This window comes from Bacillus sp. J14TS2 (genome assembly GCF_018333015.1).
Taxonomy (GTDB): domain Bacteria; phylum Bacillota; class Bacilli; order Bacillales; family Bacillaceae_C; genus Lederbergia.
This window is the reverse complement of record NZ_BORE01000010.1, coordinates 157,830-183,897: the sequence shown is the minus strand read 5'-3', so window position 1 is coordinate 183,897 and position 26,068 is coordinate 157,830. Positions and strand designations below refer to the sequence as shown.

Annotated in this window: 29 protein-coding genes; 16 read left to right on the top strand and 13 right to left on the bottom strand. The window is 37.9% G+C overall.

Annotated elements, in window-relative coordinates:
* Positions 1-61: 61 nt before the first annotated feature.
* Complete coding sequence (locus KI375_RS16590; protein WP_212974574.1) at positions 62-1,534, top strand: ATP-binding cassette domain-containing protein; 1,473 nt, start codon at positions 62-64, stop codon at positions 1,532-1,534.
* Between the two features lie 289 nt (positions 1,535-1,823).
* Here the strand turns inward: KI375_RS16590 and KI375_RS16585 are convergent, their stop codons facing one another.
* From KI375_RS16585 to KI375_RS16555, 7 genes are all read right to left on the bottom strand, one after another.
* Complete coding sequence (locus KI375_RS16585) at positions 1,824-2,465, bottom strand: DUF2306 domain-containing protein (RefSeq protein ID WP_212974573.1); 642 nt, start codon at positions 2,463-2,465, stop codon at positions 1,824-1,826.
* Between the two features lie 133 nt (positions 2,466-2,598).
* On the bottom strand, positions 2,599-3,363 hold the full coding sequence (locus KI375_RS16580) for an SDR family oxidoreductase (protein WP_212974572.1): 765 nt from the start codon (positions 3,361-3,363) through the stop codon (positions 2,599-2,601).
* 118 nt (positions 3,364-3,481) lie between these two features.
* Positions 3,482-4,318: an SGNH/GDSL hydrolase family protein gene (locus KI375_RS16575; protein ID WP_212974571.1), complete on the bottom strand. Its 837-nt coding sequence runs from the start codon at positions 4,316-4,318 to the stop codon at positions 3,482-3,484.
* A 179-nt stretch (positions 4,319-4,497) separates the two neighbouring features.
* Positions 4,498-4,905, bottom strand: a complete 408-nt coding sequence (locus KI375_RS16570) for a DUF6220 domain-containing protein (RefSeq protein ID WP_212974570.1) — start codon at positions 4,903-4,905, stop codon at positions 4,498-4,500.
* Positions 4,906-5,393: 488 nt separating this feature from the next.
* Positions 5,394-6,125 carry an ABC transporter ATP-binding protein gene (locus KI375_RS16565; RefSeq protein WP_244852761.1) on the bottom strand — a complete coding sequence of 244 codons (732 nt, stop codon included), beginning with the start codon at positions 6,123-6,125 and terminating at the stop codon, positions 5,394-5,396.
* A complete protein-coding gene (locus KI375_RS16560; RefSeq protein WP_212974569.1) occupies positions 6,115-6,510 on the bottom strand; it encodes a GntR family transcriptional regulator in 396 nt (131 codons plus the stop codon). Before KI375_RS16560 ends, KI375_RS16565 begins: the two co-directional genes overlap by 11 nt.
* A gap of 3 nt (positions 6,511-6,513) precedes the next feature.
* Positions 6,514-7,407: a hypothetical protein gene (locus KI375_RS16555; RefSeq protein WP_212974568.1), complete on the bottom strand. Its 894-nt coding sequence runs from the start codon at positions 7,405-7,407 to the stop codon at positions 6,514-6,516.
* A gap of 257 nt (positions 7,408-7,664) precedes the next feature.
* Between KI375_RS16555 and KI375_RS16550 the strand changes: the two genes are divergently transcribed.
* The 4 genes from KI375_RS16550 to bla all read left to right on the top strand — a co-directional run bounded on the left by KI375_RS16550 (position 7,665) and on the right by bla (position 11,349).
* Complete coding sequence (locus KI375_RS16550) at positions 7,665-8,441, top strand: GNAT family N-acetyltransferase (protein ID WP_212974567.1); 777 nt, start codon at positions 7,665-7,667, stop codon at positions 8,439-8,441.
* A 531-nt stretch (positions 8,442-8,972) separates the two neighbouring features.
* The gene (locus KI375_RS16545; protein WP_207449082.1) at positions 8,973-9,239 is read left to right on the top strand and encodes a CD3324 family protein; all 267 of its coding nucleotides are present in this window, start codon (positions 8,973-8,975) and stop codon (positions 9,237-9,239) included.
* A gap of 139 nt (positions 9,240-9,378) precedes the next feature.
* A complete protein-coding gene (locus KI375_RS16540) occupies positions 9,379-10,212 on the top strand; it encodes a TrmH family RNA methyltransferase (protein ID WP_212974566.1) in 834 nt (277 codons plus the stop codon).
* A gap of 207 nt (positions 10,213-10,419) precedes the next feature.
* Entirely contained in the window at positions 10,420-11,349 is a 930-nt protein-coding gene (gene bla / locus KI375_RS16535) for a class A beta-lactamase (protein ID WP_212974644.1), read from the top strand.
* 312 nt (positions 11,350-11,661) lie between these two features.
* Here bla and KI375_RS16530 read toward each other — a convergent pair whose 3' ends face one another.
* Positions 11,662-11,991, bottom strand: a complete 330-nt coding sequence (locus KI375_RS16530; protein ID WP_212974565.1) for a tRNA-binding protein — start codon at positions 11,989-11,991, stop codon at positions 11,662-11,664.
* A 439-nt stretch (positions 11,992-12,430) separates the two neighbouring features.
* Here KI375_RS16530 and KI375_RS16525 point away from each other — a divergent pair, with 439 nt between their 5' ends.
* The 4 genes from KI375_RS16525 (at position 12,431) to KI375_RS16510 (ending at position 15,239) form a co-directional block, all read left to right on the top strand.
* Positions 12,431-12,988, top strand: a complete 558-nt coding sequence (locus KI375_RS16525; protein WP_212974564.1) for a DUF4256 domain-containing protein — start codon at positions 12,431-12,433, stop codon at positions 12,986-12,988.
* Between the two features lie 191 nt (positions 12,989-13,179).
* A complete protein-coding gene (locus tag KI375_RS16520) occupies positions 13,180-13,917 on the top strand; it encodes a GNAT family N-acetyltransferase (RefSeq protein ID WP_212974563.1) in 738 nt (245 codons plus the stop codon).
* Between the two features lie 76 nt (positions 13,918-13,993).
* The gene (locus tag KI375_RS16515) at positions 13,994-14,416 is read left to right on the top strand and encodes a DUF1801 domain-containing protein (protein ID WP_212974562.1); all 423 of its coding nucleotides are present in this window, start codon (positions 13,994-13,996) and stop codon (positions 14,414-14,416) included.
* 115 nt (positions 14,417-14,531) lie between these two features.
* The gene (locus tag KI375_RS16510) at positions 14,532-15,239 is read left to right on the top strand and encodes a DNA alkylation repair protein (RefSeq protein WP_212974643.1); all 708 of its coding nucleotides are present in this window, start codon (positions 14,532-14,534) and stop codon (positions 15,237-15,239) included.
* A 531-nt stretch (positions 15,240-15,770) separates the two neighbouring features.
* Here the strand turns inward: KI375_RS16510 and KI375_RS16505 are convergent.
* The 5 genes from KI375_RS16505 to KI375_RS16485 all read right to left on the bottom strand — a co-directional run bounded on the left by KI375_RS16505 (position 15,771) and on the right by KI375_RS16485 (position 19,629).
* Positions 15,771-16,028: a VOC family protein gene (locus KI375_RS16505; RefSeq protein ID WP_212974561.1), complete on the bottom strand. Its 258-nt coding sequence runs from the start codon at positions 16,026-16,028 to the stop codon at positions 15,771-15,773.
* A 67-nt stretch (positions 16,029-16,095) separates the two neighbouring features.
* The gene (locus KI375_RS16500; RefSeq protein WP_212974560.1) at positions 16,096-16,995 is read right to left on the bottom strand and encodes a DNA-3-methyladenine glycosylase family protein; all 900 of its coding nucleotides are present in this window, start codon (positions 16,993-16,995) and stop codon (positions 16,096-16,098) included.
* 74 nt (positions 16,996-17,069) lie between these two features.
* A complete protein-coding gene (locus tag KI375_RS16495) occupies positions 17,070-17,231 on the bottom strand; it encodes a hypothetical protein (RefSeq protein WP_212974559.1) in 162 nt (53 codons plus the stop codon).
* Positions 17,232-17,452: 221 nt separating this feature from the next.
* Complete coding sequence (locus KI375_RS16490; RefSeq protein WP_212974558.1) at positions 17,453-18,400, bottom strand: helix-turn-helix transcriptional regulator; 948 nt, start codon at positions 18,398-18,400, stop codon at positions 17,453-17,455.
* A gap of 629 nt (positions 18,401-19,029) precedes the next feature.
* A complete protein-coding gene (locus KI375_RS16485; protein ID WP_212974557.1) occupies positions 19,030-19,629 on the bottom strand; it encodes a short chain dehydrogenase in 600 nt (199 codons plus the stop codon).
* 425 nt (positions 19,630-20,054) lie between these two features.
* On the opposite strand from KI375_RS16485, the gene KI375_RS27465 reads away from it, so the two are divergent.
* The 7 genes from KI375_RS27465 to KI375_RS16450 all read left to right on the top strand — a co-directional run bounded on the left by KI375_RS27465 (position 20,055) and on the right by KI375_RS16450 (position 26,040).
* Positions 20,055-20,222 carry a DinB family protein gene (locus KI375_RS27465; protein WP_244852757.1) on the top strand — a complete coding sequence of 56 codons (168 nt, stop codon included), beginning with the start codon at positions 20,055-20,057 and terminating at the stop codon, positions 20,220-20,222.
* A 346-nt stretch (positions 20,223-20,568) separates the two neighbouring features.
* Positions 20,569-22,680, top strand: a complete 2,112-nt coding sequence (locus tag KI375_RS16475; RefSeq protein ID WP_212974556.1) for a GDYXXLXY domain-containing protein — start codon at positions 20,569-20,571, stop codon at positions 22,678-22,680.
* Positions 22,681-22,744: 64 nt separating this feature from the next.
* Complete coding sequence (locus KI375_RS16470; protein WP_212974555.1) at positions 22,745-23,305, top strand: histidine phosphatase family protein; 561 nt, start codon at positions 22,745-22,747, stop codon at positions 23,303-23,305.
* A gap of 55 nt (positions 23,306-23,360) precedes the next feature.
* Positions 23,361-23,873, top strand: a complete 513-nt coding sequence (locus tag KI375_RS16465) for a DNA topology modulation protein (RefSeq protein WP_212974554.1) — start codon at positions 23,361-23,363, stop codon at positions 23,871-23,873.
* A 33-nt stretch (positions 23,874-23,906) separates the two neighbouring features.
* Positions 23,907-24,689: a nucleotidyltransferase domain-containing protein gene (locus tag KI375_RS16460; protein WP_212974553.1), complete on the top strand. Its 783-nt coding sequence runs from the start codon at positions 23,907-23,909 to the stop codon at positions 24,687-24,689.
* Complete coding sequence (locus KI375_RS16455) at positions 24,686-25,240, top strand: histidine phosphatase family protein (protein WP_212974552.1); 555 nt, start codon at positions 24,686-24,688, stop codon at positions 25,238-25,240. Before KI375_RS16460 ends, KI375_RS16455 begins: the two co-directional genes overlap by 4 nt.
* 206 nt (positions 25,241-25,446) lie before the next feature.
* Positions 25,447-26,040, top strand: coding sequence for a sugar O-acetyltransferase (locus KI375_RS16450; protein WP_212974551.1), 594 nt, complete (start codon positions 25,447-25,449; stop codon positions 26,038-26,040).
* Positions 26,041-26,068 lie beyond the last annotated feature (28 nt).

The window sequence follows — 26,068 nt, the reverse complement described above, 5'->3', positions numbered from 1 at the left end:
TAACCTTAATGCTTTGTAAAATACGTATTGAGATAGAATGACATGAAAGTAAGGTGATCATATGACAGATAATATTCTAATAAAAAATCTGACATTTACATACTTGTCGATGGTCCAGCCAATTTTTAAAAATGTACATTTAAATATAAATGAAAATTGGAAATTAGGATTAGTAGGCCGAAATGGTCGAGGAAAAACAACCTTTTTGAACATTCTTTTAAACAAGCTAGAGTATGAAGGTTCTATACAGTCAACCTTAGATTTTCAATACTTTCCTTCCTACCCAGACATTCATGAGAACTTAACCGCTTTAGAAATCCTCCAGCAGCATAATCCACATATCGATATTTGGCAAATTGAGCGTGAGTTGACTTATATGGATTTACCATCTGACCTATTGGAGAAAAGTTTTCAGCAACTAAGTGGTGGAGAGCAAACCAAACTCTTATTGATCGAGTTGTTTTTAAACGAAAATTCATTTCCTTTAATTGATGAACCGACCAATAATTTAGATTTACAAGGGAGAAAAATCGTTGGGGAATACTTAAAAAGGAAAAAGGGGTATATTGTTGTTAGTCATGATGAAGCTTTTTTAAATCAATTCGTTGATCATATCCTAGCAATCAATAAAGAATCAATCGACTTGTTTAATGGCAATGTAGACACATGGAAATACGAAAAGGCAAACGCGGATAAGCTTGCGGAAGAAAAGAATATCAAGCTAAAAACGGAGATTAACCGACTAAATGATGTTTCCGGACGAGTAAATAATTGGGGGCTGAAAAGAGAGAATAGTACAACAGATGCAACTGAACGCCGACTAGCTGCGAAGCAAATGAAGAGAGCAAAAGCAATCAAAAAACGAACAGAAGCAATGATTGAAGAGAAAGAAAGTCTTCTTGATAATACCGAAAATGTTTCTGAACTTAAGATGATTGTTGAACAGCCAAGAAAGCAGGTTTTATTTTTTCGTGAGTTTGCAATTTTAAGAAATGGGATCCCGCTTTTTAAACCAATTAATATAGATGTATATCCAAATGAACGATTCTTTATCGAAGGAAAAAATGGAATTGGCAAATCTACTTTATTACATTTTATCCTTGGGACAGAACAGCTAGAAACAATGGGGGAATTTCGAATAAGTTTACCTCAAAATGTATCGATATTGAGTCAAAAAAATCAAGAGGAAGAAGATTATTCCTCATTGCTAAATAAAAAGGCTGCGAAAGAGGAAAAAGAAGAATATTGGCATCTTTTATACCAATTAGGGATTGAGCGTGCCAGTTTTTCTGATAAATCAAGTAAAAGCTGGAGTTCGGGTGAACAGAAAAAAGTATTTTTAGCCAATGCATTATTAGGAAGCAATCAGTTATTCATTTGGGATGAGGTGACCAATTATTTAGATATGTTCGTGATTAATCAACTAATAGATGCGGTAAAGAAATACCAGCCGACTATGATCGCTGTAGACCACAATGAATATTATGTTAATTCTGTCGCTACTAAAAAAATTGAATTAACTTCTTTTTTTTAGTTGTTTTTCCCACATTAAGGAACAATCATCCCCCAGCTCAACGCATGAAAGGATATGGAGAAGCGTAGGTGGGGGATTACCAGCCAGTACCGTTTAAGCGACAAGGATCTTGCTGTCTGATACTTCCAACGGGATTTTGCTCACCCAAATCAGTGGGGATTAAATTAACTGTATGAAGTTTCGCTTTATGTTAGCTTTTGAAGTTCGCCATGAATCAGACCGGAGAAGGCTATTCTTTTTATCTTCCTGTTATTTATAGTTTTTTTCAGAAGTTAATAGAAAACAAAAATTAAAGCTTTTTAAGGGGCCGCTTTAAAATTATCCACTCAACAATCGTAATGTTCAAAATAAGCCCTACCCAAATGTTCACCTTTAAAGCTTCTTCAATCATCTGCATTCTCCCCCCTGGAAGAGTGAAACCATGAAAAATAACATAACTAAACAGAATAACCGGTACTAGTATTCGTGCACTGACAGCTACTAATGTTAGAGCAAAGCTGCGGATCATCCATTTCCGATGTTCGTCATAATGTCTTTGTATAGCTTTACGATAGGCTTTCAAGGTTGTAAACAGCCATGCAATAGCCAATACAAGAAAGGCCAACGCTTTTGTGAAATTTTCGTCATAAAAATACAACACAAAAGCCAGAAGTCCACTTATAAAGACACTTACGATATAAGTTCTGCCGATATTGCGATGAAGCCTGGGGTTTTTAAGACGAATACGATCGACAAATTGAAGAAAACCTGCCACCAAGGCGATAAAAGCTAATGCAATATGCGTGACCAGTACCGGATATTGAATAGTGGTGGATGTAATCGCCACACGACTTTTGGCGGGATCAAGAGTCAAGTAAGGATACATAAAAGGCAGCATTACCCCGATTGACACAATAATTAAAATCCACCAGCTCTTTTTGTGTTTTACCATTATTTCATACTCCTTCGATCCTTAAATTAGCTTAATTATCTAGGTGCAACCGTCCGTAACTCCAGCACTTCAAGACTATGAATCTTTCAAGAAGACCAAGTAGGGAATAACGGACGCTAACACCCCTATCGCTTTATAAAGTTCCGCCTCCAGAAGTATCAACAATTTGGCCGGTTACCCAGCGGCTGTCGGGAGACGCGAAAAATGCTACAACATCTGCAATATCCTCCACCTGCCCCAGGCGGTTAAAAACCGAAGATTGTGCTGCATATTTTTTATCTTCTGGATTTTTTAATCTTTCGGCATTTATTTCAGTTTCAACAACCCCAGGCAAAAGGGCATTGACTGTAATTCCACGAGTACCCAGCTGCTTCGCTAAATTTTGTGTTAATGTGTTCAGTCCCGCTTTGCTTAAATTGTAAATGAGGGTCCCCGGAAAATTATTTTGAGTTGAAGCAGAAGAAATATTGATGATTCGACCTTCATTCCGTAACCGATTAAGAGCCAGTTGAGTTAAAAAAAATGGTGATTTTAGATTAACAGCCATTACTTGATCGAACGCTTCTTCTGAAATATCTTCAATGGTTCCCATATAAGAGATACCGGCGTTATTGACCAAAATATCAAAGGTGGTATTCCCAGTTATTGCCTGCAATTTCGAATCCAGCTTTTCAAAAAATGCTTGCATGTTACTTGCTAATTCGAAGGGGTACTGAATGGCAAATGCTTGACCACCCGTTGCTTCAATTTCTTGCACCGTTTCATTTGCAGCCTCTTCATTCTTGGCGTAATGAACACTTACCAGAGCCCCATCCTTTGCTAAGCGCAATGCAATTGCACGACCTATTCCTCTGCTTGCTCCCGTCACTACAGCAATCTTTCCCTCTAATGGTTTCATTTTTCCCCTCCTGAGTTTATCCCGCATTAACTGGCTGTAAAACCCCCACTGATTGAAGTTTCACTTTATGAGCTGATTTTGACAGTAGAACTTACTCATAACGCAAAAATATAACGAGTTACATTCCAGTTTCTCTCGTAAGTTCTTCAACCAACCAAGTCACTATTGCTTTATGACCAGAGATTGATGGGTGCAGTCCGTCCACTTCCATCCACTCTGGTGAAGCAGGCATTCCAAATCTCGTTTGTGTATCAATAACAGGATCAGATAGACGATGAATCATATCACTTACAACATGAATATCTTCATTCCGACAACGTAGCTGCCGAAAGTATGGGAAAGCGGCCATTCTTTCATCATTAATAGGTGTTGGCGTGATCCATACCCACTGGGCAGCGCTATTTACTGTAGAGATCCGTCTAATTTCGGAAATATTCCTAGCGGTTTCCTCTGCACTAACTTGTGTTTTTGTAGGCTCTGGACCAAACCGAAGGACATCATTGCCTCCAATCATACAGATAATCCAATCGGGTTCTTGAGCGACAACACCGTTGAATCGTCCAAGGAGTTGAGTGGAGGTATCTCCTGAAATCCCTTCGTTAATCATACGAATATTATCCTGAGGTCTTTGTCTTTCTAGCAAACGGCGCAAAATCTCGAACCATGAGAGGAGATCATCCGTTGTGCTTTCGCCAACTCCAATCACAGTTTGCCCTACTTTGAACGGCAGACGATTGACCCTGTCAGCAAATTCAGGATTTGCAAGCAATTGGTCTGCAGCTTCTTTTGTTTCTTGCTCTAATTGACTCTTTATGTCTATATATGTTTCCAAGTCCATACCGTATAGAGTTGCTAATGTTTCTTCATCAAGCTGACGGGCGAACTTTAGAAGCTTTTCTGGATGCTGCATCTGAATCATCTTTTTCCATTGCATTTTCATCTGATCTTTCTCCATATCATCATCTCCTCGTTATGGTCATTTATGAATGAACGTGTTTTAAACCAGTCCAACTGTCCTTAAGGTTAACGCTACCAATCTTCTGATAGATACCAGTATTCGAAGAAATGCAGCTAAATCTTCTTGTGTTAACAACACCTCCGTTTTGCTAAACTTGTGTCAAGAGAGCTCATATCTTAAGAAACTTGCTCATGGGTACGCTGAAAAGAGAGTCCCCATGAAGCCTGGGCAGTGTTGATCGCTAACACAAACATTCCCATGCCGGTCACCGGATGAATAGCAGCGATATAATTAGTCATATTCACAGTAGCGTATTGAATCACGACCAACACAATTAACCCAACCGGCATCCAACGGAGTCCTCCTTTGATCTTCCCGGTAAATGCCAGAATCAGCAAAATAATCGGGATGTACTGAAAAAAATTGACGAACGCTATGTGTAACTGCCAGTTTGTTGCATTCCAGAAAATTGCCATACCGGATAAAAACACTTGAATTAACAGACAAGCTGCAAAAATCATTGCCAAAATTGTGTAAGCGTAACGTGAAATTTGCACGCCAGTTGCCACATTTCTTTGTTCCATTTTTTTCGCCTCCAAGTTAATTTGATTTAAAGCCTCCTATTTGTCTTTACGATTTCGGACATTCCCCAGTCTAGAAGAACATTTGCATGTTGGTCAGAACGGCGTTGCGATGTACAGGATCTACTAGTGCAGACGAAGCGACAGGACGTCGCGTTTGAGTCTGCTGCCAGGACGGCGCGAACTTAGCCGATGTTCTGCATAATAACCTGAGCCAATGAAAGGCAAAGAACGCCTTTCTTTGTCTCAGAACATTTGCTTGTCGCCGATAGGCGGGCGCCTTGCGCTTTTCTTGTTGTTAAGGAAACTATAAAATTCTTGGCTTGTGGATAAGTTATAATTTTGAGTTTTGTCATCCAGCTCCAGCGCCTAGCCCCTCGAGGTCAAATAACCCTGAACCTATGAAGGGAAAAAGCCCCTTCCTAGGTTCAGGAACATTTGCTTGTCGGGGCTGATCAAGGCGCTTGCGCTTTTGTTCTAATCAACTCAATCTATTCCAAAGCTTTAAAGGAAAAACGAGTGGACCCGAAGGTTTCCATCATCCAACTGACAAGGCCGTCTTCATACATGGCACGAATATTCTCCACCTCATCGAGCTTGACAATCCCCCCATCTTTTATGGCGACAACCATATCTAGGGCTGGTTCGATTTCGGATACTTCATGTGTTGTCATCACTACCGTCTGTTCTGAAGGATCGACGAAGGCAACAAGCCCTTTAATGACAGAATCTCGGATCATCGGATCTAACCCGGCCAAAGGCTCATCCAGTAACACAACCGGGGCGCGTCTCGAGAGTACTGCAATCATTTTTAAGCGTGCCTTACCCCCTTTGGACAAGGCATGGACCTTCTGATTTCTATCCAGCTCCATAAAATCAATCATTTCTTCTGCTTTGCTACTGTCAAAATCGCTAAATACGGTATTATAAAAGTTCAAAGTTTCCGCAACCGTATAAAAGGGGTAACTTCCTTCCTGTTCGGACAAATAGGCTACTTCCGCTGATATACGTCGTTGTGCCGGTTTACCATTCACAATCACTTTTCCTGCTGTTGGACGGAGCAGACCGGCAATGAGTTTGAGTAAAGTGGATTTTCCGGCTCCGTTGGGCCCTATGACTCCAATTATTTTCCCTGCTGGAAGTTCAAAGCTGACATCATCGAGCGCCATTTTTCCTGGGAAATTTTTCGAAACATGTTCAAATTGAATTATTTTATGATTCATCCATCTTTCCTTCCTTCTTTTTTGCATTGTTTAAATAGAGCTGTATTCCCTTTGCAATTTCGTCGGCGTCAAATCCCATTTCTTTCATATCCGACACAAATGTTTCAATTTTATCCTGTTTGAGTTGTTCCCGAAGTTCATCCAGTCGCTTTTGATTTTCAGTGACAAATGTTCCTTGTCCGCGCTGTACTTTTGATATTTCCATTTGGTCGAGTTCCATATAGACTCTTTTTACCGTATTCGGATTGACTCCATACTGGACAGCCAATTCCCTTACAGAAGGAAGCTTATCACCTGGGTTGATTTCGCCACGAACGATTTGATTACATATTTTTTGTACAATTTGATAATAAATCGGAGCTTTCCCAGTAAATTCATCTACCACAGCCTACACCTCTACTTTCCGATCCAATAGCCAGGCCGAAATGAAAAAAACGGCAGTCGCAAACAGAAATTTAAATACGATGTCTCCAGCATAAACTGGGAAAAAACGCTGAAAAATCACGGTTACAGGAGGTCCGGGAACGGAACCGAGGGTTGGAAGTGCTGAAAAATCGGAAAGATCCAACTTCCCCCAATGGAAGATTAGAGCAAACAGCCCGGTATGACTGAACCATATAATGACAAGGATTCCGGCAAAAAATAACATTAGACCTATGATCCAACGCCATCCTTTGATGGCATACTTGAGTAAATCGATGAGAAAATAAATCAGCATCCCTAACGCAGCGAGAAAAAGTGCTCGTTGACCAAAAACAATAAACGACAAAAACCAGTGTTGTTTGATTAGTCCTTCAATCGCTAGCAATGACTGAAAATACTCTCCGCCTTGATATAGGCTGCTTTGAAAATCGAGTTTCACAACCCATAACCAGAGTATTAGGTTTAAAATAAGCGACAGTGACATTAAAACAAAGCCGGCCGCAAGCTTTACGGAAAGCAAGAAAGCCCCGGATTGTGGGGACTGAATCCAAATAGGAGTATGACTTTTTTCCATTTGAAAACTTACAAGCAAATATAGGAGCAAAAAGAAAGACTGAAAAAACATTAGCATAAATAATACCAAACTCGGAATTCCGGAATGAAATTGAAGGGCAAAATACGCTCCAATCATCTCGGCAATGATTACGACCAGAGCAGCTATTGCCCAAAAAGATTGTGTTAACCGAAATTCCTTTTTAAATAAGATCCACCACGCATTCATAAACATGTTCCTTTCCTGTATCGGTGTGATATCTAGATAGTACACTGGCTCATTGATAATGTCAAGACGAATGATCATATTTATGATAACTGCTAGAATACTAGATTTTTTCTCGGCGAGGTCTTCAACGGAATGGGCCATTTCCGTGTTTCTGAAAGTTGCTCATGGTATGCTTTTATATCTCGATTCAAAGAATGAGGGGGCTAGTGGAAATCAATATTTGATCAGTTGGGGATGAAGAATCTCCCCACACTAATGGAGCTCCGCTGTATTAGTGCGTTAATTATGATAAAATAGAAGAGATGTATTAATACTTATAGGAAAGTAGGAATTGAATGATCTATAATGCGAATAACAAAGTAAGGAAAAAAATAGCACCAATGTTTGAAAATATTGATAGCACTATTATTCTTTCATGTCTCCAAGGACATATGGGAACGGCTTATGTCGATGATCTTGAGAATCCAAGCGTTGCACAGATAACGGTTGGAATTTTTGCGTATTTTGCTGGAGATGCACATACAAAGGAAGCTGAGGAATTACTTAATAATTTACCTGAATTTACGCTCGCCATTGTGCATTCTGATGAATGGAAATCTCGTATAGAATCCGTTCATAGTGGTGCGATTGAGAAGTTTCAACGATATAGATTTGAAAAGGATATAAATCATTTAAATAGACCACATTTACTGAACCTTTTGTCTTCATTGCCAGAAGACTACGAAATTAAGAAAGTTGATCATCATATAGCAAATGACCCATCTTTCCATGAGCTTTCGGAAGACTTTGTCAGTCAATTTGATTCTATTGATGATTTTATTGATAGGGGTGTAGGATATGCAATTGTACATGATGGAAAAGTTGTTTCTGCAGCGACATCTTTTAGTGTATACAATGATGGGATAGAGATTGAAATTGCTACACATCCCCAATATAGAAGAAAGGGTTTAGCGACTATAACGGCCTCGGCCCTGATCTTAGATTGTTTGGATAGAGGGAAGTACCCTAATTGGGATGCAGCGAATCTTCAGTCTGTTGAATTAGCCAAAAAGCTGGGGTACATATTTAAAGAATCATATGATACTTATTTTATCGAGTGCAACCCTTCGTAAGACCCCGATACCATGCTAACCATTTGTGGGGATGAAGAAAATCCCCACTGATAGCTTTAATCCTCTTTTTTTTCTGTTTCCCACCATAATGAATCTTCCGGGTTTTCAATAGCTTCTTTATACTCAGATTTAGAAGCAACAGTTGGGTATGAACCTTTTAATGATTTTCCTGAGGTATTGTGGAAGAAGGTTTAAGTTTTTACCACTGAATGACAAAAAATGTATCAATGAACGATAGTGAAGGAAGGGTATTTTCGCACTGCATTTCAATAAAAGAAATTGATTATATTGACAATTCCGAGAAGTATTGCTATTCTTCATACAAGTTTGTTCTGAAAAAATGGTGAAGGAGAGGATCCTATGTATCTAATGGTATGGGATGTATATATCTTACTAGGCAAGCTCCATGCAAAGTCTGCATTATAAACAGAGCTGGTTGTTTGCATGGAGCCGAATAAATAAAAGCCAGCTTTCATTCTAATGTAAGGCTTTGCTCCCTTAAAAGTATTAATTTTAAGGAGCGGAGTTAGAATGAGCTATATTAAAGCTGATGTTATTTTTCCAAAAGAATTATTAAGGGAAATACAGAAGTATGTACATGGTGAAACCATTTATATTCCAAGCCTAGAAGGGGAACGAAAAAAGTGGGGAGAGAATTCCGGAAGCAGGCAATATCTAGACCAAAGAAACAAAGAGATTCGTAAGAATTTTTCTGAGGGAATGACTATCTACCAACTTTCAGATCTCTTTTGTCTTTCCCCTGATAGTATCAAAAAAATTGTGTACTCTAAAAAATAATGAATCAACTGGCTCGCAGCTGTCTAAGCTGTGAGCCAGTTTTGTGTATAGTATGGTTGGCAATTGTTCTTTATATATTATTCAAGTGATATCGTCCCTATAATCAGGCCTATAAGGAATAAGAAATGGGATGATTAACATGGGTAACCTGGACATGAAGCGCATTATGGAGAAAACTAATATAAAATGGATCGGTGCGAAAAACGATAAGATTACCGAAATTAAGCGTTTGATAAAGGGAAATTATCCGGATTCTGAAAGGCTTTTTGTGGCTGAGGGGATTTGGGCACATCAAAGGCTGGTGAATACCCAGATTGAGATAAAATCATTTATACTTTGTCCTGAATGTATTTATAGCGATGAAGCCACTCAATTAGTGAAGACATTTACTGAAAAAGATGCAGATGTTTATGCTGTTTCTAGAAGTGTCTTTGAGCGACTGAGTGAAAGGGATAAGCCAGACGGTTTGCTATCTGTTGGGATGATTCCTTTTTATAAGAAGGAAGATTTGGAACTAAAAGATGACGCTGTCATTCTTATATTAGATGGTTTAGAGAATCCAGGAAATATAGGAACCATTTTGCGAACCTGTGATGGTGCTGGAGTGGATGCCATTTTTATATGTAATAGACGGGCGCGAATGACCAATCCCAAACTTATAAAAAGTAGCATGGGAGCAGTTTTTGTTATCCCAATCATTGAATTTTCCAGTACAGCTGCCTGTATTTCGTGGTTAAAAAAATATCATTTCAATATCTATCTGGCCGATACCAGGTCAACTAAGACCTTTAAGGAGTTTGAATACAAAGGGAGATCAGCTCTTGTCGTAGGAAGTGAAAAATATGGCGTTTCAGACAAATGGTATAGTACTGAAACTCAAAAACTGGTTATTCCAATGCTTGGTGTTTGCGACTCGTTAAATGTTGGTACCGCAACGTCAATATGTATCTATGAAATATGTATGAAGCGGTGAACGAATACTCTTGATATGACATAATGCAGCAAGTCGAAAAGGAAGTTATAAGAATATTTGTTGGGTTGGAATCAACTGGGTTCCAACCCTTTTCGTTGTGTCAATATCTCTCTTCCAACTTAAAGTTTATTAAAAGTAGTTGACAACCTTAATACTACAATTGTAGTATTAAGGTTGTCGACAAGTTCAATTTATATGGGAGGTTAAATTTTGAAGAAAGAAAACAATAGTATTAGGAAGGGTAAATTCTTGGTATTGGTTTATCTAATTGCATTCGTCACTCTGGTTGGATGTGCGAAAGCAGATACCCCAAATGAGTCTGCGGTCAAAGCGAGTAATTCAGAATTGAAACAGACGATAGAAAAAGACTTTGCTCAACTGGAGAACAAATATGACTCTAGGCTTGGTGTCTATGCGATTGACACGGGTTCGAATCAAATTGTTGCTTATCAATCTGATGAACGATTTGCTTTTGCATCCACGTTCAAACCGTTAGCAGCGGGAGTAGTGCTACAGCAAAACTCAATTGAAAAGTTAAACGAAACCATTATGTATACAGAAGATGACTTGGTTACATATTCACCAATTACAGAGAAGCATGTAGACACAGGAATGACGTTATTAGAAATTGGTGATGCCGCCATTCGTTATAGCGACAATACGGCAGGAAATCTTTTATTGAAAGCACTGGGAGGACCTGATGGTTTTGAGAAAGCAATGAGAGAGATCGGTGATACCATTATAAAATCTGATCGGTTTGAGACAGACTTGAATGAAGCAATTCCTGGGGACTCCCGTGATACTAGCACACCGAAAGCTCTTGCCACTAGTCTCCAAGCATTTGCAATAAAAGAGGATTTACTTCCTGAGGATAAACGCACAATTCTTTTGGAATGGTTAAAAAAGAATACCACTGGAGACAATCTGATCCGTGCAGGTGTTCCAGAAGGTTGGGAAGTCGGTGATAAGACTGGAGCCGGCAGTTACGGAACACGAAATGACCTTGCCATTGTATGGCCACCTGGTAGAGAACCTATCGTTATGGCTATTCTGTCAAGTCGTGATACAGAAAATGCGGAATATAATGATGAATTAATCAAGCAAGCAGCTGAAATCACAATTCATGCTTTACAATAAGCTTCTTTGAGTGAAACAAGCAGCTAAAGAAGCTGGGACGCAGGTATGTTCACCAAGAAAACGAACAGGATGCATATATCCCCACTTCAGAAATATATTTCGCTAAGGCAAATGTATTGTTCGTTCTTGGAGTTTAACTTTTTAATTATGTCCCAGCCTCTTTGGCTTAGCTATATCAAAAAGTGGTTTGCCAATCGTTCTTGTCGTGTTGTCACAGTCTTATAACAACACAGGTGCTCTTAATAGCAAATCCTATAGAACAGGGCAAAACGGATTTAACTTTAACATCAAAATATCAGTGGTAGAATGATCTTATCCTAACCGGTCTCCTTTCTTTACTTTTTGCTGGGGTTCTATAAGAACAACACCCTGTTTCGAATATACACCCATCACTAAAACTTCTGAACGAAAATCAGCAACTTGCATAGGAGGAAAGTTAATCACTCCTAATACTTGCTTGCCAATTAGTTCATCTAACTCATAACAGTCAGTTATTTGAGCACTACTTTGTTTAATTCCGATCTCTTCTCCAAAGTCAACCCACAGTTTGTATGCGGGTTTTCTTGCTTTAGGAAATGCTTCTGTTCTAATAATTTCTCCAACACGCATATCTAGTTTTTGAAAATCATCGAAAGTTGCCACCATAATCCCTCCTATATTTTTTGCTAGTATAAGTAATGATTCATAGTAGCAAATATATCTACGAATCGCAATTTCAGCAGATTGAAGTTTAGTTTAGTAAGATTCGCAATCAGAATAAGTTCTTCTCATTCCATAGGGAAAAGGTTCACTCTGCAACAAAACGATGTCTAGGAGAGGTTTTCTATATTGACTATTATGATATATGAATTCTTAAAAGTCGAATTAAATTAAATAAGTTATACTATTTATTGGCAGGATCATTTGTCATTATTCTATGATAGAATGAAAAAGCATATATAGTAGGAAAAATTGCAGTGAATACTAAAGATATTGGGTGGAATTTGAGATCGGATCCACTAATAAGAGATGCTGTGACATTGAAGCATATAATTAGCACGACTAATAACCATTATAAATACATATTAAGGGAGGATCGAACATGGCAAAAGAGCTGTCACTAGAACAACGTGAAGAATTACTCAAAGCGTTGAAGACTCGCTTTGAGAAAAATATGCATCGCCATCAAGAGCTTGAATGGAATAAAATTGAAGAAAAGCTGGAAACGAATCCTGAAAAACTGTGGTCGCTTAATGAAATGGAAACAACGGGCGGTGAGCCGGATGTTGTTAAGTATGATGAAAAAGCAGATGAATACATTTTTTATGATTGTTCAGCGGAAAGTCCTAAAGGACGCAGAAGTGTTTGTTATGACCGCGAAGCGCTGGAGGCGAGAAAAAAACATAAACCAGAAAATAGCGTGATCGATATGGCAACGGCCATGGGGATTGAACTATTAACGGAAGAACAATACCGGGCGTTGCAGGAACTGGAACATGTTGATAAGAAGACGTCTAGTTGGGTGCAAACCCCAAAAGATATTAGAGAACTAGGGGGTGCCCTTTTCTGTGATTATCGCTTCGGGCATGTCTTCTTGTATCACAATGGCGCCGACTCTTACTATGGCTCTAGAGGATTCAGAGGATCGTTAAGGCTTTAAAACTCGTATAGAAAATATAAATCGGTATCTCCTATCAATGAAGGGGTATCGTTTTTTCTTATTGGAGTAGAAAAGCAAAAGTGCATCAATGAGGGATTCCGGAAGATGGTTCTAAGATAAAAAAGCAATAATATCCCTGTTGAATCAACATACAATTTGTTGTATGTTGATTCAAAAAGAGGAGATAAGAAATGATTCGTACTATTGAAGAGTTATCGCTTAACGCATGGCCCTCATTGTCGTCAATGGTGTATGACGGTTGGCTGTTAAGATTTTCTAATGGTTATACAAAACGTGCCAATTCTGTTAATCCGATCTATACGTCAGCTGTGGATATAGATAAGAAAATTCATTACTGTGAGCATATATTTGCGGATCGCAATTTAAAGCCAGTTTTTAAAATGACTGAGCTCGCTTATCCAGATAGATTGGATATGACTCTAGAAGGTCATGGTTACACTGTGATTGACCAGACAAGTGTTCAGTTATTATCACTATCGAACCTAAAGGATCCACTAATAGATTCAGTTAAATGGGAAGAGAGAGTAAAGGACGAATGGCTAAATCAGTTCTGTAAATTTAATCAGCAAAATGAATGTAATAGGGTGATTATGAAGCAAATGCTTTCAATGATTATTCCCAAAACATGCTTTATTTCACTTTATAATAAAGAGACAGTTGTTGCATGTGGTCTAGGCGTTTTGGAGAGAGAGTACTTGGGGGTTTTTGACATTGTTACAGATCCGCAGTGGAGAAATCGTGGCTTTGCAGAGCAGTTAATGCTGAATTTGCTAAAGTGGGGAAAGAAAAACGGTGCGGAATTTGCTTATCTCCAAGTAGTCCTAAATAACCGACCTGCATTAAATCTCTATTCAAAATTAGGGTTTCAGGAGAAATATCAATACTGGTACCGTGTAAAAGCGGAATGATGGATGATTGAAGGTAACATAATGTTACAAGATTAAGCAGTCATTCGATGGAACAACGTTTAGGGGGGATGGGACGATGTACGAACTAAAAACGAAAGAAACAGATAGTAGTGTCATCGAGTTTATTGAAAATGTGGAGTCACCTCGAAAACGTGAAGATGGCTATAAATTATTAGATATTTTTACAGAGACAACAGGGTATAAAGCGAAAATGTGGGGGCCAAGCATTATTGGATTTGGCAAATATCATTATAAATATGCATCTGGGCATGAAGGCGATGCACCGCTCGTTGGCTTTTCACCTCGAAAAGCTAAAATCAGTTTATATTTTGCAACAGGTGACACACAACGAGATGAATTATTAAAGGTTTTTGGAAAACATACAACAGGAAAAGCCTGTGTGTATATCAACAAAGTAGCAGATATTCATGTGGATGTCTTAAAGGAATTAATCAAACAATCTGTGGTTTTTTTGCAAGAAACCTACCCGAATGAATGATTTTTCCTGCTGTTAGGGTTGATGGACAGCATTAAAAAATGAATATGTAAGTACGCTGTTAATTGAAAGGAGAGAAGGCGGTTTTTCCCGAATCCGAGGAATTTCGCCGAGTTTGATGAATGTAGAAATGGTAATGGAGGAGCTCGAAGCACTTGGGAAGGAACGAATGAAGAAAATGTACATATCAAATGGTGCACACGAGCCGCTTTTTGGTGTTGCAACTGGTGCAATGAAGCCGATCGCGAAGAAAATAAAAATAAATCAAGCTTTAGCAGAAGAACTTTATGCTACAGGGAACTACGATGCAATGTACTTTGCAGGCATTATTGCAGATCCAAAAGCAATGACAGAGTCTGATTTTGATCGTTGGATGGATTCGGCCTATTTTTATATGTTGTCTGACTATGTGGTCGCAGTCACATTATCAGAATCGCCGATAGCACAGGATGTCGCCGATAAATGGATTTCAAGTAAGGAAGAGTTGAAAATGTCGGCAGGATGGAGCTGTTACTGCTGGCTTCTAGGAAGACTCCGTGACAACGAATTTTCTGAAAGTAAGATTTCCTACATGCTTGAAATGGTGAAAGATACGATTCATGACTCCCCTGAGCGAACAAAAGCTTCTATGAATAACTTCCTATACACTGTGGCTATTTCCTATGTAGCGCTTCATGAAAAGGCAATGGACATTGCCAAAGAGGTTGGAACAGTAGAAGTTAAAAGACCCAAAAAGAAAAGTAGTTTCTTAAATGCCTCTGAAAGTATTCAAAAAGATATCGATAGAGGAAGAGTTGGTTTCAAACGAAAATATGTAAGATGTTAAAAAATTTATATATCGCGAAAAGGGCGCTTGCGTTTTTATGTAAAGAAGCCATTTTGAACATTCTTTTTTATCCCGAATTAACTGGCAGTAAGACCTCCACTTCAAGAATTCGAGGTAAAAACGAGAATTGTAAGTGGAGGACAACTGCCAGTAAATACCCGATTGGTTCGGGCCGACAGGAAATTGGTCACAAAAGCGTTGCGACGTACAGGACGTACTAGTGCGGGCGAAACGACAGGATGTCGTGCTTTGAGCCTGCCGACAGGACGTCGCGAATTTAGTCTTTGATCTTCTAAAATCAGTGGGCGATGGAAAAAACATTGAATGAAGTTTCACTTTATTAAAAGTCAAGATATTTTATTTGGGAAAAAGAGAAGGATAGATAAGATTCGCTTTATCACTGTCCTTCTTTGTAATACGCTAAAATAAGAAACTCGGAGATTTATCCGTGAAGAGTAATATAATATCCATCAGGATCTTCTACTGTAAACACCTTACCAAAGGGACTGTCTGCTAAATCCTTAACAATCTTCACTTCACATCATCATATCGTTCTTCCACGTTAGGAACGGAAAACCAAAGTGCGACTCCCCATCCAAGTTTGCCCGCTTTGTCTAAATCAACCAAAGGTTTTCTAATAGCAAAAGAAGCACCCTTTTCATTTTTAAAGATATAGGCTCCTGGATTTTCATTTTCAATTTCAAAACCAAAGGTATTCTGATAAAATTCACGTGATCTTTCAAGATCCCTTACCTGAATAGATGAAAAGTCGAGTTGTGGTGTAGCCATGTACTTCATCTCCTTAAATATTGTGTGTTATATTAGCGTTTTGTCTTTTGAACGATCCTATTCTACCCTATTTTGTAAATGCACCCAAAGCGCGAAGATAATGGGCCCAGTATCCTTTCCAATTTCCATAATGATTAGCAATCACCTTAACATCCTGATCACCTTTATAAATTTCTGAAAACACCTTGAATAACATTTTTTCGCTAACAGGTAATCGTTCCATTCTCCCAATCCCTCTGATAAGAATAAACGAGGCTGACCATTCACCGATTCCTTTAATACCTTTTAACCAGTATTCAACTTCATCATAATCTCCGTCGGTGAGGAACTGTTCATCAACGTCGGAAAATGCTTCGCAGACTGACAGCAAATATTGGGTCTTTCGCTTATCTTTGACCGTTTCTGCTAGAGCTTCCTCGGAAGCTGTAAGGATATTTACAGGCTCGGGAAATGCAGAATAACATTGATGGTCTATTTCGAGTGATTGACCAAAATTTTTACAGAATCTCATCTTGATTTCCTTGGCGATATTCGTGGGCGTCCTTTGGGTAAAGATCGCCCAGCAGGCATTTTCAAAAGGAGTAAGAAATTTAACCTGATGGTAGCCATATAGTTTTTTATTTATATGTTGGAACCACGGATCTTCCGATGCTAAAGTATAAAATTCCTTGAGATCATCAGATAAACTTAAAAAATGATCGATTTTCTTTTCAAGCATTTTTAAGCTCTTATCCGAGATATCCTTGTCTGAAAATATGGTGTATATCAATTTTGGGTTTTCAATATCACCTTCTGATTGTAAATCAAAGACAAATATTTGATCATTCATTAAAGTGGCTTTGGTTAGATGATTTTCATTCAGCGTTTGTTCTTTTTTAGTTGGGGGAAATCCATCTAAAAACCTTATAGTTTTTTCAAAATCAAAAGGGGCTTTAGGGAATAACTCACCAATTTTCTTGTACAACATTAAAAATCACCTTTTTCCATGAGTTTCAAACCCATTAACAGTCACAATCGAATTTTCTTAACCAATACGATTCATTATTTTTCCTTCTTCGATATGGTTGTCCATAACTTTAATAAAATCGATTTGAGTTCCTTTTGCTCCTTGACTGAAATCCCTGAAAGAACATCCAATTCAATAGTTTCCAGGTAACGCTTCCCAAACCTTAATTGCTCCTTGATTTGTTTTGTGACTTTCAACGAAAAAATCTCCTATCTTTTGGAGGTTCTTCTAAATATTGAAGGACCCCAAATTGCCCACGTCGTCGGTGGTGATGTGCACAAAAGCAAATTTCACGAAATACCATCCTTTCTATAATAAACGATACAATTCCGTAACCTAGATATACTACTTCGCATTTCTATCACTCCTTTATGCTTACTTACTCCAATTATAAAAGAACACTACTGACAACGGTATGTCAGTAGTGTTCTAACATTTTTTCGGCTTCCTCACGAATCCGATTTCGAAACGATTCAGGCTCCAATACTATTACACCCGATCCCCAGCCAAGCACCCATTGCAACACCTCGTCCAGTTGACGAACGCGTATGACCACATCCAATCCATCTTGATGCTCTTCCATATCCTCTATGTAATAATAGTTAGATTCCTTCACCTTATCTGCAATGCCAGGGTTAAATCGGAGACGAACCAGCAAGTGCCGATCATCCGCAGGGGTATAATCCCTAAAGTTAAAGTGCGCCGGTATTTTAAATCGTTCTTCCAGATCGATAAGTTCCGTCATTCTGGATAATCGGAAATGGCGAATGTCTCGGCGCAGATCACAATGGGCTACGAGCATCCACGATCCTTGAACGAGCACCAATCCATAGGGAGCAACGGTACGAACACTATGACGATTCCCCTCGGAATCTGCAAGTCTTTTTACATATTGAAAGCCAATCTTTCGCTTGTCTAATATCGCCCGACGGATCTTTTCTAGATATTCCTTTTCTTTTGACGGTATGGACTGATTATCGGAATTGAGCAAACGCATAGCGTTGCGTACACGAGCTGTTTCATTGCGAACGCTTTCCGGTAGAATGGTCTCGATTTTACCGCGAGCGGCTTGTGCCTTGCCCCGATAATCATCATCAAATCGCTGTTCGATAAAGTCTGTTCCAATCAGCAAGCTCACTGCTTCCGGTACCGTGAAACTGATCGGCGGCAGGAAATAGCCTTCCATCAGGGAATATCCCGTACCAGGGGCTCCTATGATCGGCACGCCCGCTTCACTCAGCGCCTCGATGTCACGATAAATGGTCCGCACGCTAGTTTCAAATAGGGTTGACAAATCTTCGGCCCGTACAACTTCTTTACGTTGCAGTTCCAGCACGATGGCAAATAATCGGTCTGTTTTGTTCATTGGTTTCCCCCTTGTTGTTTATTGCGAAATAATAGTATCACATCTTAATGGAGAAGATGATTTAGTTATTCTAGGGTTGGCATCTATCGGGAATTCATACAAAATAAGGGAATATGGTTCTGTTACGTTGTTCCGTAAACTCGGTTGATTTTGACGGTCAAAAACTAATGATTCAAAACGACTTTCTACACCATCAGGGCAATAGTCATATCAATATTTTGACATGGTGATACACCTGCTTTTTCTTCGTATTCTTTTGTGTAAAGTCAGAGAATCACTTACTTTCTTCTTTTGTAATTTAACAGAGGTAGAAGAAGGACCCCAGTTTTTATTCCTTTACCACTTATACCACTTTTAAAGAATGGATATCAACGGAATATAAGTTCCTGTATGATTGTACTGCAAAATGTTGTTGTAGTAGTAAATGAGGTCATTTAGGAGGTCAACTAAATAAAAAAGTACACCACTATATATAAGTGATGTACTAATTAGCATACAATGTGTGACATTAAAGATAAGTTACTGTTCTTATATAAAAACTTACATTCACTTATCCTTAATTTTACTAAGTATTTCAAAATAGATTCTTTTTCATTTTAGAAGAAGTAAGATATTATTATAAGATTTCATTAATAAACTTCATAATTTTGCCCAGTTTGAGCTCCCTCTACACTTTTTTTGAAAGCCAAAGCCACACGACTGCCGGGAACGGCTTCAAAGCCTGGAAAAAAGTCAGCATATTTTTCAAGAGATTCTCGTAAGACATTGGGGCTAACGCTATTGATACGGATTCCCCTTGGCATTTCAATAGAAGAAGCTTTAACGAATGCTCTAATTCCACCGTTAGCCATGGCTGCTGATGCACCTTGAGGAATGGGATCATCCATCATGATACCTGTTGTTAAAGTAAAGCTTCCGTTGTCAGAAATATGCTCCATTCCCAAAAGGACTAAATTAATTTGGCCTTTCAACTTACTTTCAATGCCTATTTCGTTTAACTCTGGTGTTAATTCTGAAACAGGAGCAAAATGAGCACCACCTGTTGCGCTAATGACTGCATCGACTTTCCCCACTTGCTCATACATATTTTTAATACTATTAACAGAAGTGATATCAACTGCTACATCTAATCCGTTCCTTCCAGCGCGGATAATATCATGATTTTTTCCTAGTTCTTCGGCAATCGCTTGTCCAATCGTACCACTTGCTCCAACAAGAATGATCTTCATTGTTATTCTCCTTCCGATCAACGAATTCTGTTACATCTCTTATTTTAATCTAAACAATAGCTTTGATGTTGTAATCTGCTTCCAACCGATTTATTCAGAATGAATGTAAAGGAAATAAAGGATTTAGACAACGAAAACAGAAGTAATTATTAGTAAAGAGAAATATGGATGTGAGAAGTGAGTTGATGAAAAAAATCGTTCTTTACAGTTGTATGATTATCACGTTTGAGCGAACAACAAGTTTTTGTAAAATTGAGGAATTGCCGGAAGATATTTATTGTCAGGAGAGAAGAGTATGGGTGAAATCCAAGTCACTATTATAGAAACGCAAGAAAAGACAAAAGATATACGACTGAAAGCATTAGAAACGCTTTTTTTATGACTTAGCGAAGAAGAATCAATATTATTTAAACAATGAGGAGAATTTGGATAAAGAGATTTGTCTTGAACATCCTCAATTTGGCCGTCTAGAAACGTATCTCGTCGAATTAGTTCAACATGTTGTGAACCAAGGTACATATCATCGGGGAAATTTGACCAACAGGGATACTCAGGTGTATCAACGGATTATATTTTCTATCTCTATGAAATGAATTCAATGCAATAACTTTTCGTAATGAGAGTGAAACCTGTAGTAAAAGGATGTTATGTTGAATATACATCAAGGATATGTTTCTACTTGTTTGTTCCTCAGGCAAAAATGTTAACACTTTTGTCTTCTCCAACATTGATCCTATCTTTGTCCTCTTACCTATTCGCACGTATATCTGTAAGGATCATTTTGCATATCTCCAACTAAAAAAGGGAATGGAAGAAACACGTCTTGAATCAAGTTTTTTATCCATGTACCATAGTATGAGCTAGGAGAAGGTATTTGTTACATACGCACTAACGATAGAAATCCTATAAGAGGATGTTCTAAGAAGGAGGAGAATGCATTTGGATCTGAAAGGAATCAAGACCGGCTATTTATTAGGAATCAGTCTGCTTCTTTCAAGTGTATTTTATTTTTTTGCTTCAAATTGGCAGGGATTTGATCGTATAACGAAAGTTTGTCTAAGCATTGCACTTATTTTTCTTTTTTATGGACTACATCTACTATTTCGCAAAGTAATGAAGCATCAGCAATTTTTAAGTGATTGGATGCTGGTTGCTACAAGTATTATATTTGGATTATCTGTTGCACTCATTGGGCAAATATACAATTCTCATGCAGACAGTTATTTATTGTTTCTAGTCTGGCTTTTTCCTGTACTACTTTTTGCCTTGGCTACGAAGTATGAGCCCTTTTATGTTCTCAGTTATATACTGTTGCACATAACGATTTATTTTTACTTAACACCTTCTACTTATTTAGCTAATTGGAATGAGCATCAATATTTCTGGATCCTGTTTGGAGTTATGCTTGGGAATGCCGTTATTTTTTATGTAAGTGAGCAGTTCCTTCATTCTAAAACGTTAAAATATGGATCGTTTATTGTCTTTCATTACATCTTTGTATTTTTGACTGTTATTGCTGGGTTACCACTTTATAAATTCATAAGCAATGGTTTATATATTATTGTGTTAGGAATCGGCTATTATTATTGGTCTAAAAAGAAAGAGAATCGTGTGCTGCTTACTATACTCGGAGTATATACCATTATTTATCTTGTCATAAAAAGCTTTCGTTGGATTGCTCCATATTTTGGTGAATGGATATTATTTTTCTTTTTATTTTTAGCGGCTGCGCTTGTCTTCCTTAGTATCATTGCAGTGAAATTTATGAATGAGACACCGTTTTTTAGATTTATAAAGTCTTTGCTTACAATAGCTGTCACGTTGATCGCCACTTTATTTGCCACAAGTGCGATATTTGGTCTCTTTTTCTTACTATTTCCTGGGAGTTCAATTGATCTCTTATTTTTCTTTGCCATAATTGTGCTTATCCTCCCAGCGGTAATCACAAAGTGGCCGATTCAAATTAAATATACGCTTCTAGCGACAGGTTTTCTAATTGCCGTAGGAATCGTCCTTTTTCATCAACTTCTTTTTTATCGTTTGCTTTTGTTCGCCCTTGTCAGCTTCGCCATTTACATCATGAAACAAAAAGGAATAAGAGTATTTCTTTATCTCCTTTTAAATCTAGTATTTGCTGCAGTCCTGTTTGAGTGGTTTTGGATTCATACTGTGACCATTAGCCTGCTTGTCTTAAATGGGGGTTACTACTTCTTACAAAAAAAGGAGAATGCAACGCGATATACGGCGCTTATACTTGCCTTTTTATCGCTTATTACACTTACAATGATGGAAGTTTCCGATTGGTTGAGCATTGTGTATAATCTCAGCTTCTTCTTAATCACAACCACTTGCCTTTTTGTGTTAAACCGAAATACGAGAAGATGGGAATGGACAACAAGTTTTATTTTTTGGTTTTTATTTATTGCTTATAAATATTATGAATTTTTATGGAAACTAATCCATAAATCGTTGCTACTATTATTTCTTGGACTTGTCATTCTGGGAGTTACGATTTATTTTGAAAGGAAATTGGCCAAGACAGAGAAGAAAGGTCCACGCTTCAAACAAAAATGGGCGTTCATTCTGCTTCTTGTATGCTTGCAAGTCGGATTTGTCAGCTATCAATCGATTACAAATGAGATGTTGTTAAAAGAGGGGACGTTAATTAAAGTTAAGCTCGAACCTGTTGACCCCCGTTCTCTGCTTCAAGGAGATTATGTTACTTTACGTTATGACATTTCAACTATTCCTGACCTGGACAATTCCTCAATGAGCAATGAGAAAGTAAAGGTCGTGCTTCGAGAGAATGAAGATAATATCTATGGTTATGCCGGGTATGTTTATGCAGATGGCGAATGGAATCGTCCCTACAAAAAGCAACTTGGTGATGTTATTATAAATGGAAAAACGAACAGACCTGGCGAGGTTATTTATGGTACAGAAAGCTTCTTTGTTCCTGAAGGAGAGGGAATAGAATTACAAGATAACGCGGAAATAGCTTATTTACGTGTTGGAAAAAAGGGAAATGCCCTGCTGCAAAATGTAGAATAAGTTTCACTTTATTGGAACATACAGGATGTCTTATTATAAGCTATTTGGCGAGGAGTTGGTTGATTTGCAGACGAATTTGTATTTTGTTAGACATGCCCACTCTACCTATACACCAAATGAGTTGGAAAGGCCGCTGTCTGAGCGTGGTTTTGCTGACGCTCAGACAGTAACTAAATTACTAAAACGGGAAAATATTGATTATGTTTATTCTAGTCCATATAAGCGTGCAGTACAGACAATAGAAGAACTGGCTAAATATATAGATAAAGAAATTCAAATTAAAAATGATTTCAAAGAACGGATATTAGCTGGAAAATCTGTAGAAGATTTCACAGCCGCAATTTCAAAAGTTTGGGAAGATGATGATTTTTCATGGGAAGGAGGAGAATCAAACCGAGTTGCTCAAAAAAGAGGAGTTCATGCACTTTTACAACTTTTAGAAACTCACCAAGGCAAAAACATTGTGATCGGTACTCATGGAAATATTATGGTGTTAATGATGAATTATTTCGATCCTATATATGGATTTGATTTCTGGAAAAAACTTGAAATGCCTGATATATATAAATGCTCTTTTAATGAAAAGAATCTCAAAAAAGTGGATAGAATATGGGGGAAATTCTAACAGCACATGCGGAAAAATAAATAACGTATACGCTTGTTAAGCGAGGAGGAGTCCGGTGAAAAAAATTGCCATTATTGGGTCAGGTGGTTCTGGAAAATCTACTTTAGCAAGAAAGTTAGGGGAATTATTAAAGATTGAAGTATTTCATCTTGATGCGTTATTTTGGAACCCCGGATGGGTTGCAACCTCTAAACAAGAGCAGCAACTTGTTCAAAATGAATTGGTAGAACAAGAAAGTTGGATTGTGGATGGAAATTATAGTGGAACAATCGATATTCGCTTGAATAGTGCGGACACGATTATTTTTCTAGATATTCCCCGAACAATTTGTGTATATCGTGTTATAAAACGGTGGATTCAATACAGAAATAAGACCCGACCTGATATGGGAGAAGGATGTGAAGAAAGGGTTTCAATTGAATTCTTGAAATGGGTATGGGAATATCCAAAATCTAAAAAACCGCTAATCTTGAAAAAACTGGCTTCGTTTTCTAATGAAAAGGAAATCGTGATCTTACGTTCTCCAACCGAGGTAGAGCAATTTTTAAATACGCTAAAAATTGAATAGCTAATAAAGCCTTTATTAGATGGAGGTGTATGGATGAAGCAGGAAGAAGCGGTCCGCATCATTTCGCAAAGTTTAATGAAAGATAATCGGGTGAAGGCCATTTTTCTAAAGGGATCAATGGGTAGAAGAGAATATGACAAGTATTCAGATGTAGACCTTTACTGCTTGATAGATGAAAAAGATGAAGAGGCCTTTTTGGACCAAAGATTAAAGCATTTAGAATCGTATCGAAAAATATTGTTTTTCGAGGATTTCTTTATAATCGCGCCGCAAATAGCTGTTTATGATAATCTGCTTCATGTTGATTTATTCACTGTGACTGAAAAGACATTTAAAGAAAAGGATTTTTTTCATGTGTTGTATGACCCTGAAAATAGATTAGCTAAATTTGAGTCAACCCAAAACTTGTTGCTTTCTAAAGAAGAATTTCACGATTTTGCTTATGACGTGGCTTGGTTTTTATTTCAATATCATAAGGCAAACCAAAGAGGCAATGACTTATGGTCTGTCGAAATGTTACAACATGTGATGGTCAATCTTTCAAAAGTATTGCTACATAGATATAAACCTGAACGGGCTCAATTAGGATTAAAAGCACTTGAAGCCTTTTTGCCTGCTATTCCTCTTGATAAGCTAAGGATGATTTTTAACTATAATACACCAGCATCCCATAATAAGGCGGTTTACTATTTAGTGAACTTGTTAGGCGACGAAATCGATTGGATCGAATCTAATATGGAAAAGAATGCACAAGCCAGTGCATTTTTGCGGATGATGATTAAATTACATACATCGTCTAGTGAGGGGGAAGTATGAGTAAAAACATTTACATTATTCGGCATTGTGAAGCAAAAGGACAATCTGCTGATTCACCATTAACAGAAAAGGGGTTTATGCAAGCGAAAGCATTGGCTGATTTTCTGTCTAATATTAAAGTGGATAGGATCATTTCCAGTCCTTTTTTAAGAGCTATTCAAACGATAAGGCCTTTTGCAGAAAAAATGGATTTAGACATTGAGACGGACAGCCGCTTAACCGAACGGGTACTAAGTTCGATGTCATTTCCAGATTGGCTGGAAAAACTGGAAACGACATTCGAGGATATGGATTTAAAGTATGAAGGTGGAGAATCAAGTAACGAGGCTCAAAATCGAATTGTCGGGGTTGTAAATGATATTCTGACAAGTGATTCCAAACACACGTTAATCGTGGCCCATGGAGGGATTATATCCTTATTATTGCGCCAGTATGATAACAGCTTTGGTTTCGAGCAATGGAAAAAGCTAAGTAATCCAGATGTGTATCTAGTAAGAATTTTACAGAAGGACTGTGATATTAAACGTTTATGGACGGATAGGTCCTTTTGAAAAAGGGAATATAGCTAACATTCGATGGTACAGAAAAATGAGGGAATGGAAATGAGAGCTGTCATTGTGATAGCTCTCAATTTCGTTTCACCATTATTCTTAATAATTGTCTTTGATATATTGTCAACATCAGTAAATAGGGTAAACTATATTGGATAGCTAGTAATGTTATTTGCCGAACAGATAATTGGAAAGAGGTTCTTGGAATGAAAACTGAAAAAGAGAAAATGTTGGCTGGAGAAATGTATGACCCAGCTGATCCAGTCTTACTATATGAACGTGAAGAAGCAAGGCGCAAGGTTAGAATATACAACCAAACCTTAGAGACGAATGAAGAGGAACGAATAAAATTATTAAAGGAACTACTTGGATCCACTGGGGAAAATGTATATATGGAACCCAATATAAGATTTGATTATGGCCGCAATACGCACGTTGGTGAAAACTTTTTTGCGAATTTCGATTGTACGATCTTAGATGTTTGTGAAGTGCATTTTGGAAATAATTGTATGCTTGGACCAGGTGTGCAAATATATACTGCCACCCATCCACTTAATCCAATAGAACGGAATTCCGGTAAAGAGTATGCAAAGCCGATTACTTTCGGGAATAATGTTTGGATTGGCGGAAGTGCAATCATCAATCCAGGCGTAACGATTGGCGACAATGTTGTGATTGCATCTGGTGCTGTTGTGACGAAAGATATACCAGACAATGTAGTTGTTGGCGGTAACCCAGCGAAAATAATTAAACAAATTGATATGGTCCCCCATCCTGATTTAAATAAAATGGGAGTTTAAGTAGATTTTGTCCAATATACTGAAGATA

Excerpts from the sequence above, each read along its gene's own strand:
- KI375_RS16575 (WP_212974571.1), bottom strand. The coding sequence starts at position 4,318 with ATGGAGAAAGATCAGATGAAAATGCAATGGAAAAAGATGATTCAGATG.
- KI375_RS16500 (WP_212974560.1), bottom strand. The coding sequence starts at position 16,995 with ATGTTGTACAAGAAAATTGGTGAGTTATTCCCTAAAGCCCCTTTTGAT.
- KI375_RS16590 (WP_212974574.1), top strand. The coding sequence starts at position 62 with ATGACAGATAATATTCTAATAAAAAATCTGACATTTACATACTTGTCG.
- KI375_RS16565 (WP_244852761.1), bottom strand. The coding sequence starts at position 6,125 with ATGAATCATAAAATAATTCAATTTGAACATGTTTCGAAAAATTTCCCA.
- KI375_RS16510 (WP_212974643.1), top strand. The coding sequence starts at position 14,532 with ATGAATGTAGAAATGGTAATGGAGGAGCTCGAAGCACTTGGGAAGGAA.
- KI375_RS16555 (WP_212974568.1), bottom strand. The coding sequence starts at position 7,407 with ATGATCATTCGTCTTGACATTATCAATGAGCCAGTGTACTATCTAGAT.
- KI375_RS16505 (WP_212974561.1), bottom strand. The coding sequence starts at position 16,028 with ATGGCTACACCACAACTCGACTTTTCATCTATTCAGGTAAGGGATCTT.
- KI375_RS16550 (WP_212974567.1), top strand. The coding sequence starts at position 7,665 with ATGATCTATAATGCGAATAACAAAGTAAGGAAAAAAATAGCACCAATG.
- KI375_RS16570 (WP_212974570.1), bottom strand. The coding sequence starts at position 4,905 with ATGGAACAAAGAAATGTGGCAACTGGCGTGCAAATTTCACGTTACGCT.
- KI375_RS16525 (WP_212974564.1), top strand. The coding sequence starts at position 12,431 with ATGGCAAAAGAGCTGTCACTAGAACAACGTGAAGAATTACTCAAAGCG.
- KI375_RS16490 (WP_212974558.1), bottom strand. The coding sequence starts at position 18,400 with ATGAACAAAACAGACCGATTATTTGCCATCGTGCTGGAACTGCAACGT.
- KI375_RS16580 (WP_212974572.1), bottom strand. The coding sequence starts at position 3,363 with ATGAAACCATTAGAGGGAAAGATTGCTGTAGTGACGGGAGCAAGCAGA.
- KI375_RS16485 (WP_212974557.1), bottom strand. The coding sequence starts at position 19,629 with ATGAAGATCATTCTTGTTGGAGCAAGTGGTACGATTGGACAAGCGATT.
- KI375_RS16515 (WP_212974562.1), top strand. The coding sequence starts at position 13,994 with ATGTACGAACTAAAAACGAAAGAAACAGATAGTAGTGTCATCGAGTTT.
- KI375_RS16585 (WP_212974573.1), bottom strand. The coding sequence starts at position 2,465 with ATGGTAAAACACAAAAAGAGCTGGTGGATTTTAATTATTGTGTCAATC.
- KI375_RS16545 (WP_207449082.1), top strand. The coding sequence starts at position 8,973 with ATGAGCTATATTAAAGCTGATGTTATTTTTCCAAAAGAATTATTAAGG.
- KI375_RS16540 (WP_212974566.1), top strand. The coding sequence starts at position 9,379 with ATGGGTAACCTGGACATGAAGCGCATTATGGAGAAAACTAATATAAAA.
- KI375_RS16455 (WP_212974552.1), top strand. The coding sequence starts at position 24,686 with ATGAGTAAAAACATTTACATTATTCGGCATTGTGAAGCAAAAGGACAA.
- KI375_RS16520 (WP_212974563.1), top strand. The coding sequence starts at position 13,180 with ATGATTCGTACTATTGAAGAGTTATCGCTTAACGCATGGCCCTCATTG.
- KI375_RS16450 (WP_212974551.1), top strand. The coding sequence starts at position 25,447 with ATGAAAACTGAAAAAGAGAAAATGTTGGCTGGAGAAATGTATGACCCA.
- KI375_RS16460 (WP_212974553.1), top strand. The coding sequence starts at position 23,907 with ATGAAGCAGGAAGAAGCGGTCCGCATCATTTCGCAAAGTTTAATGAAA.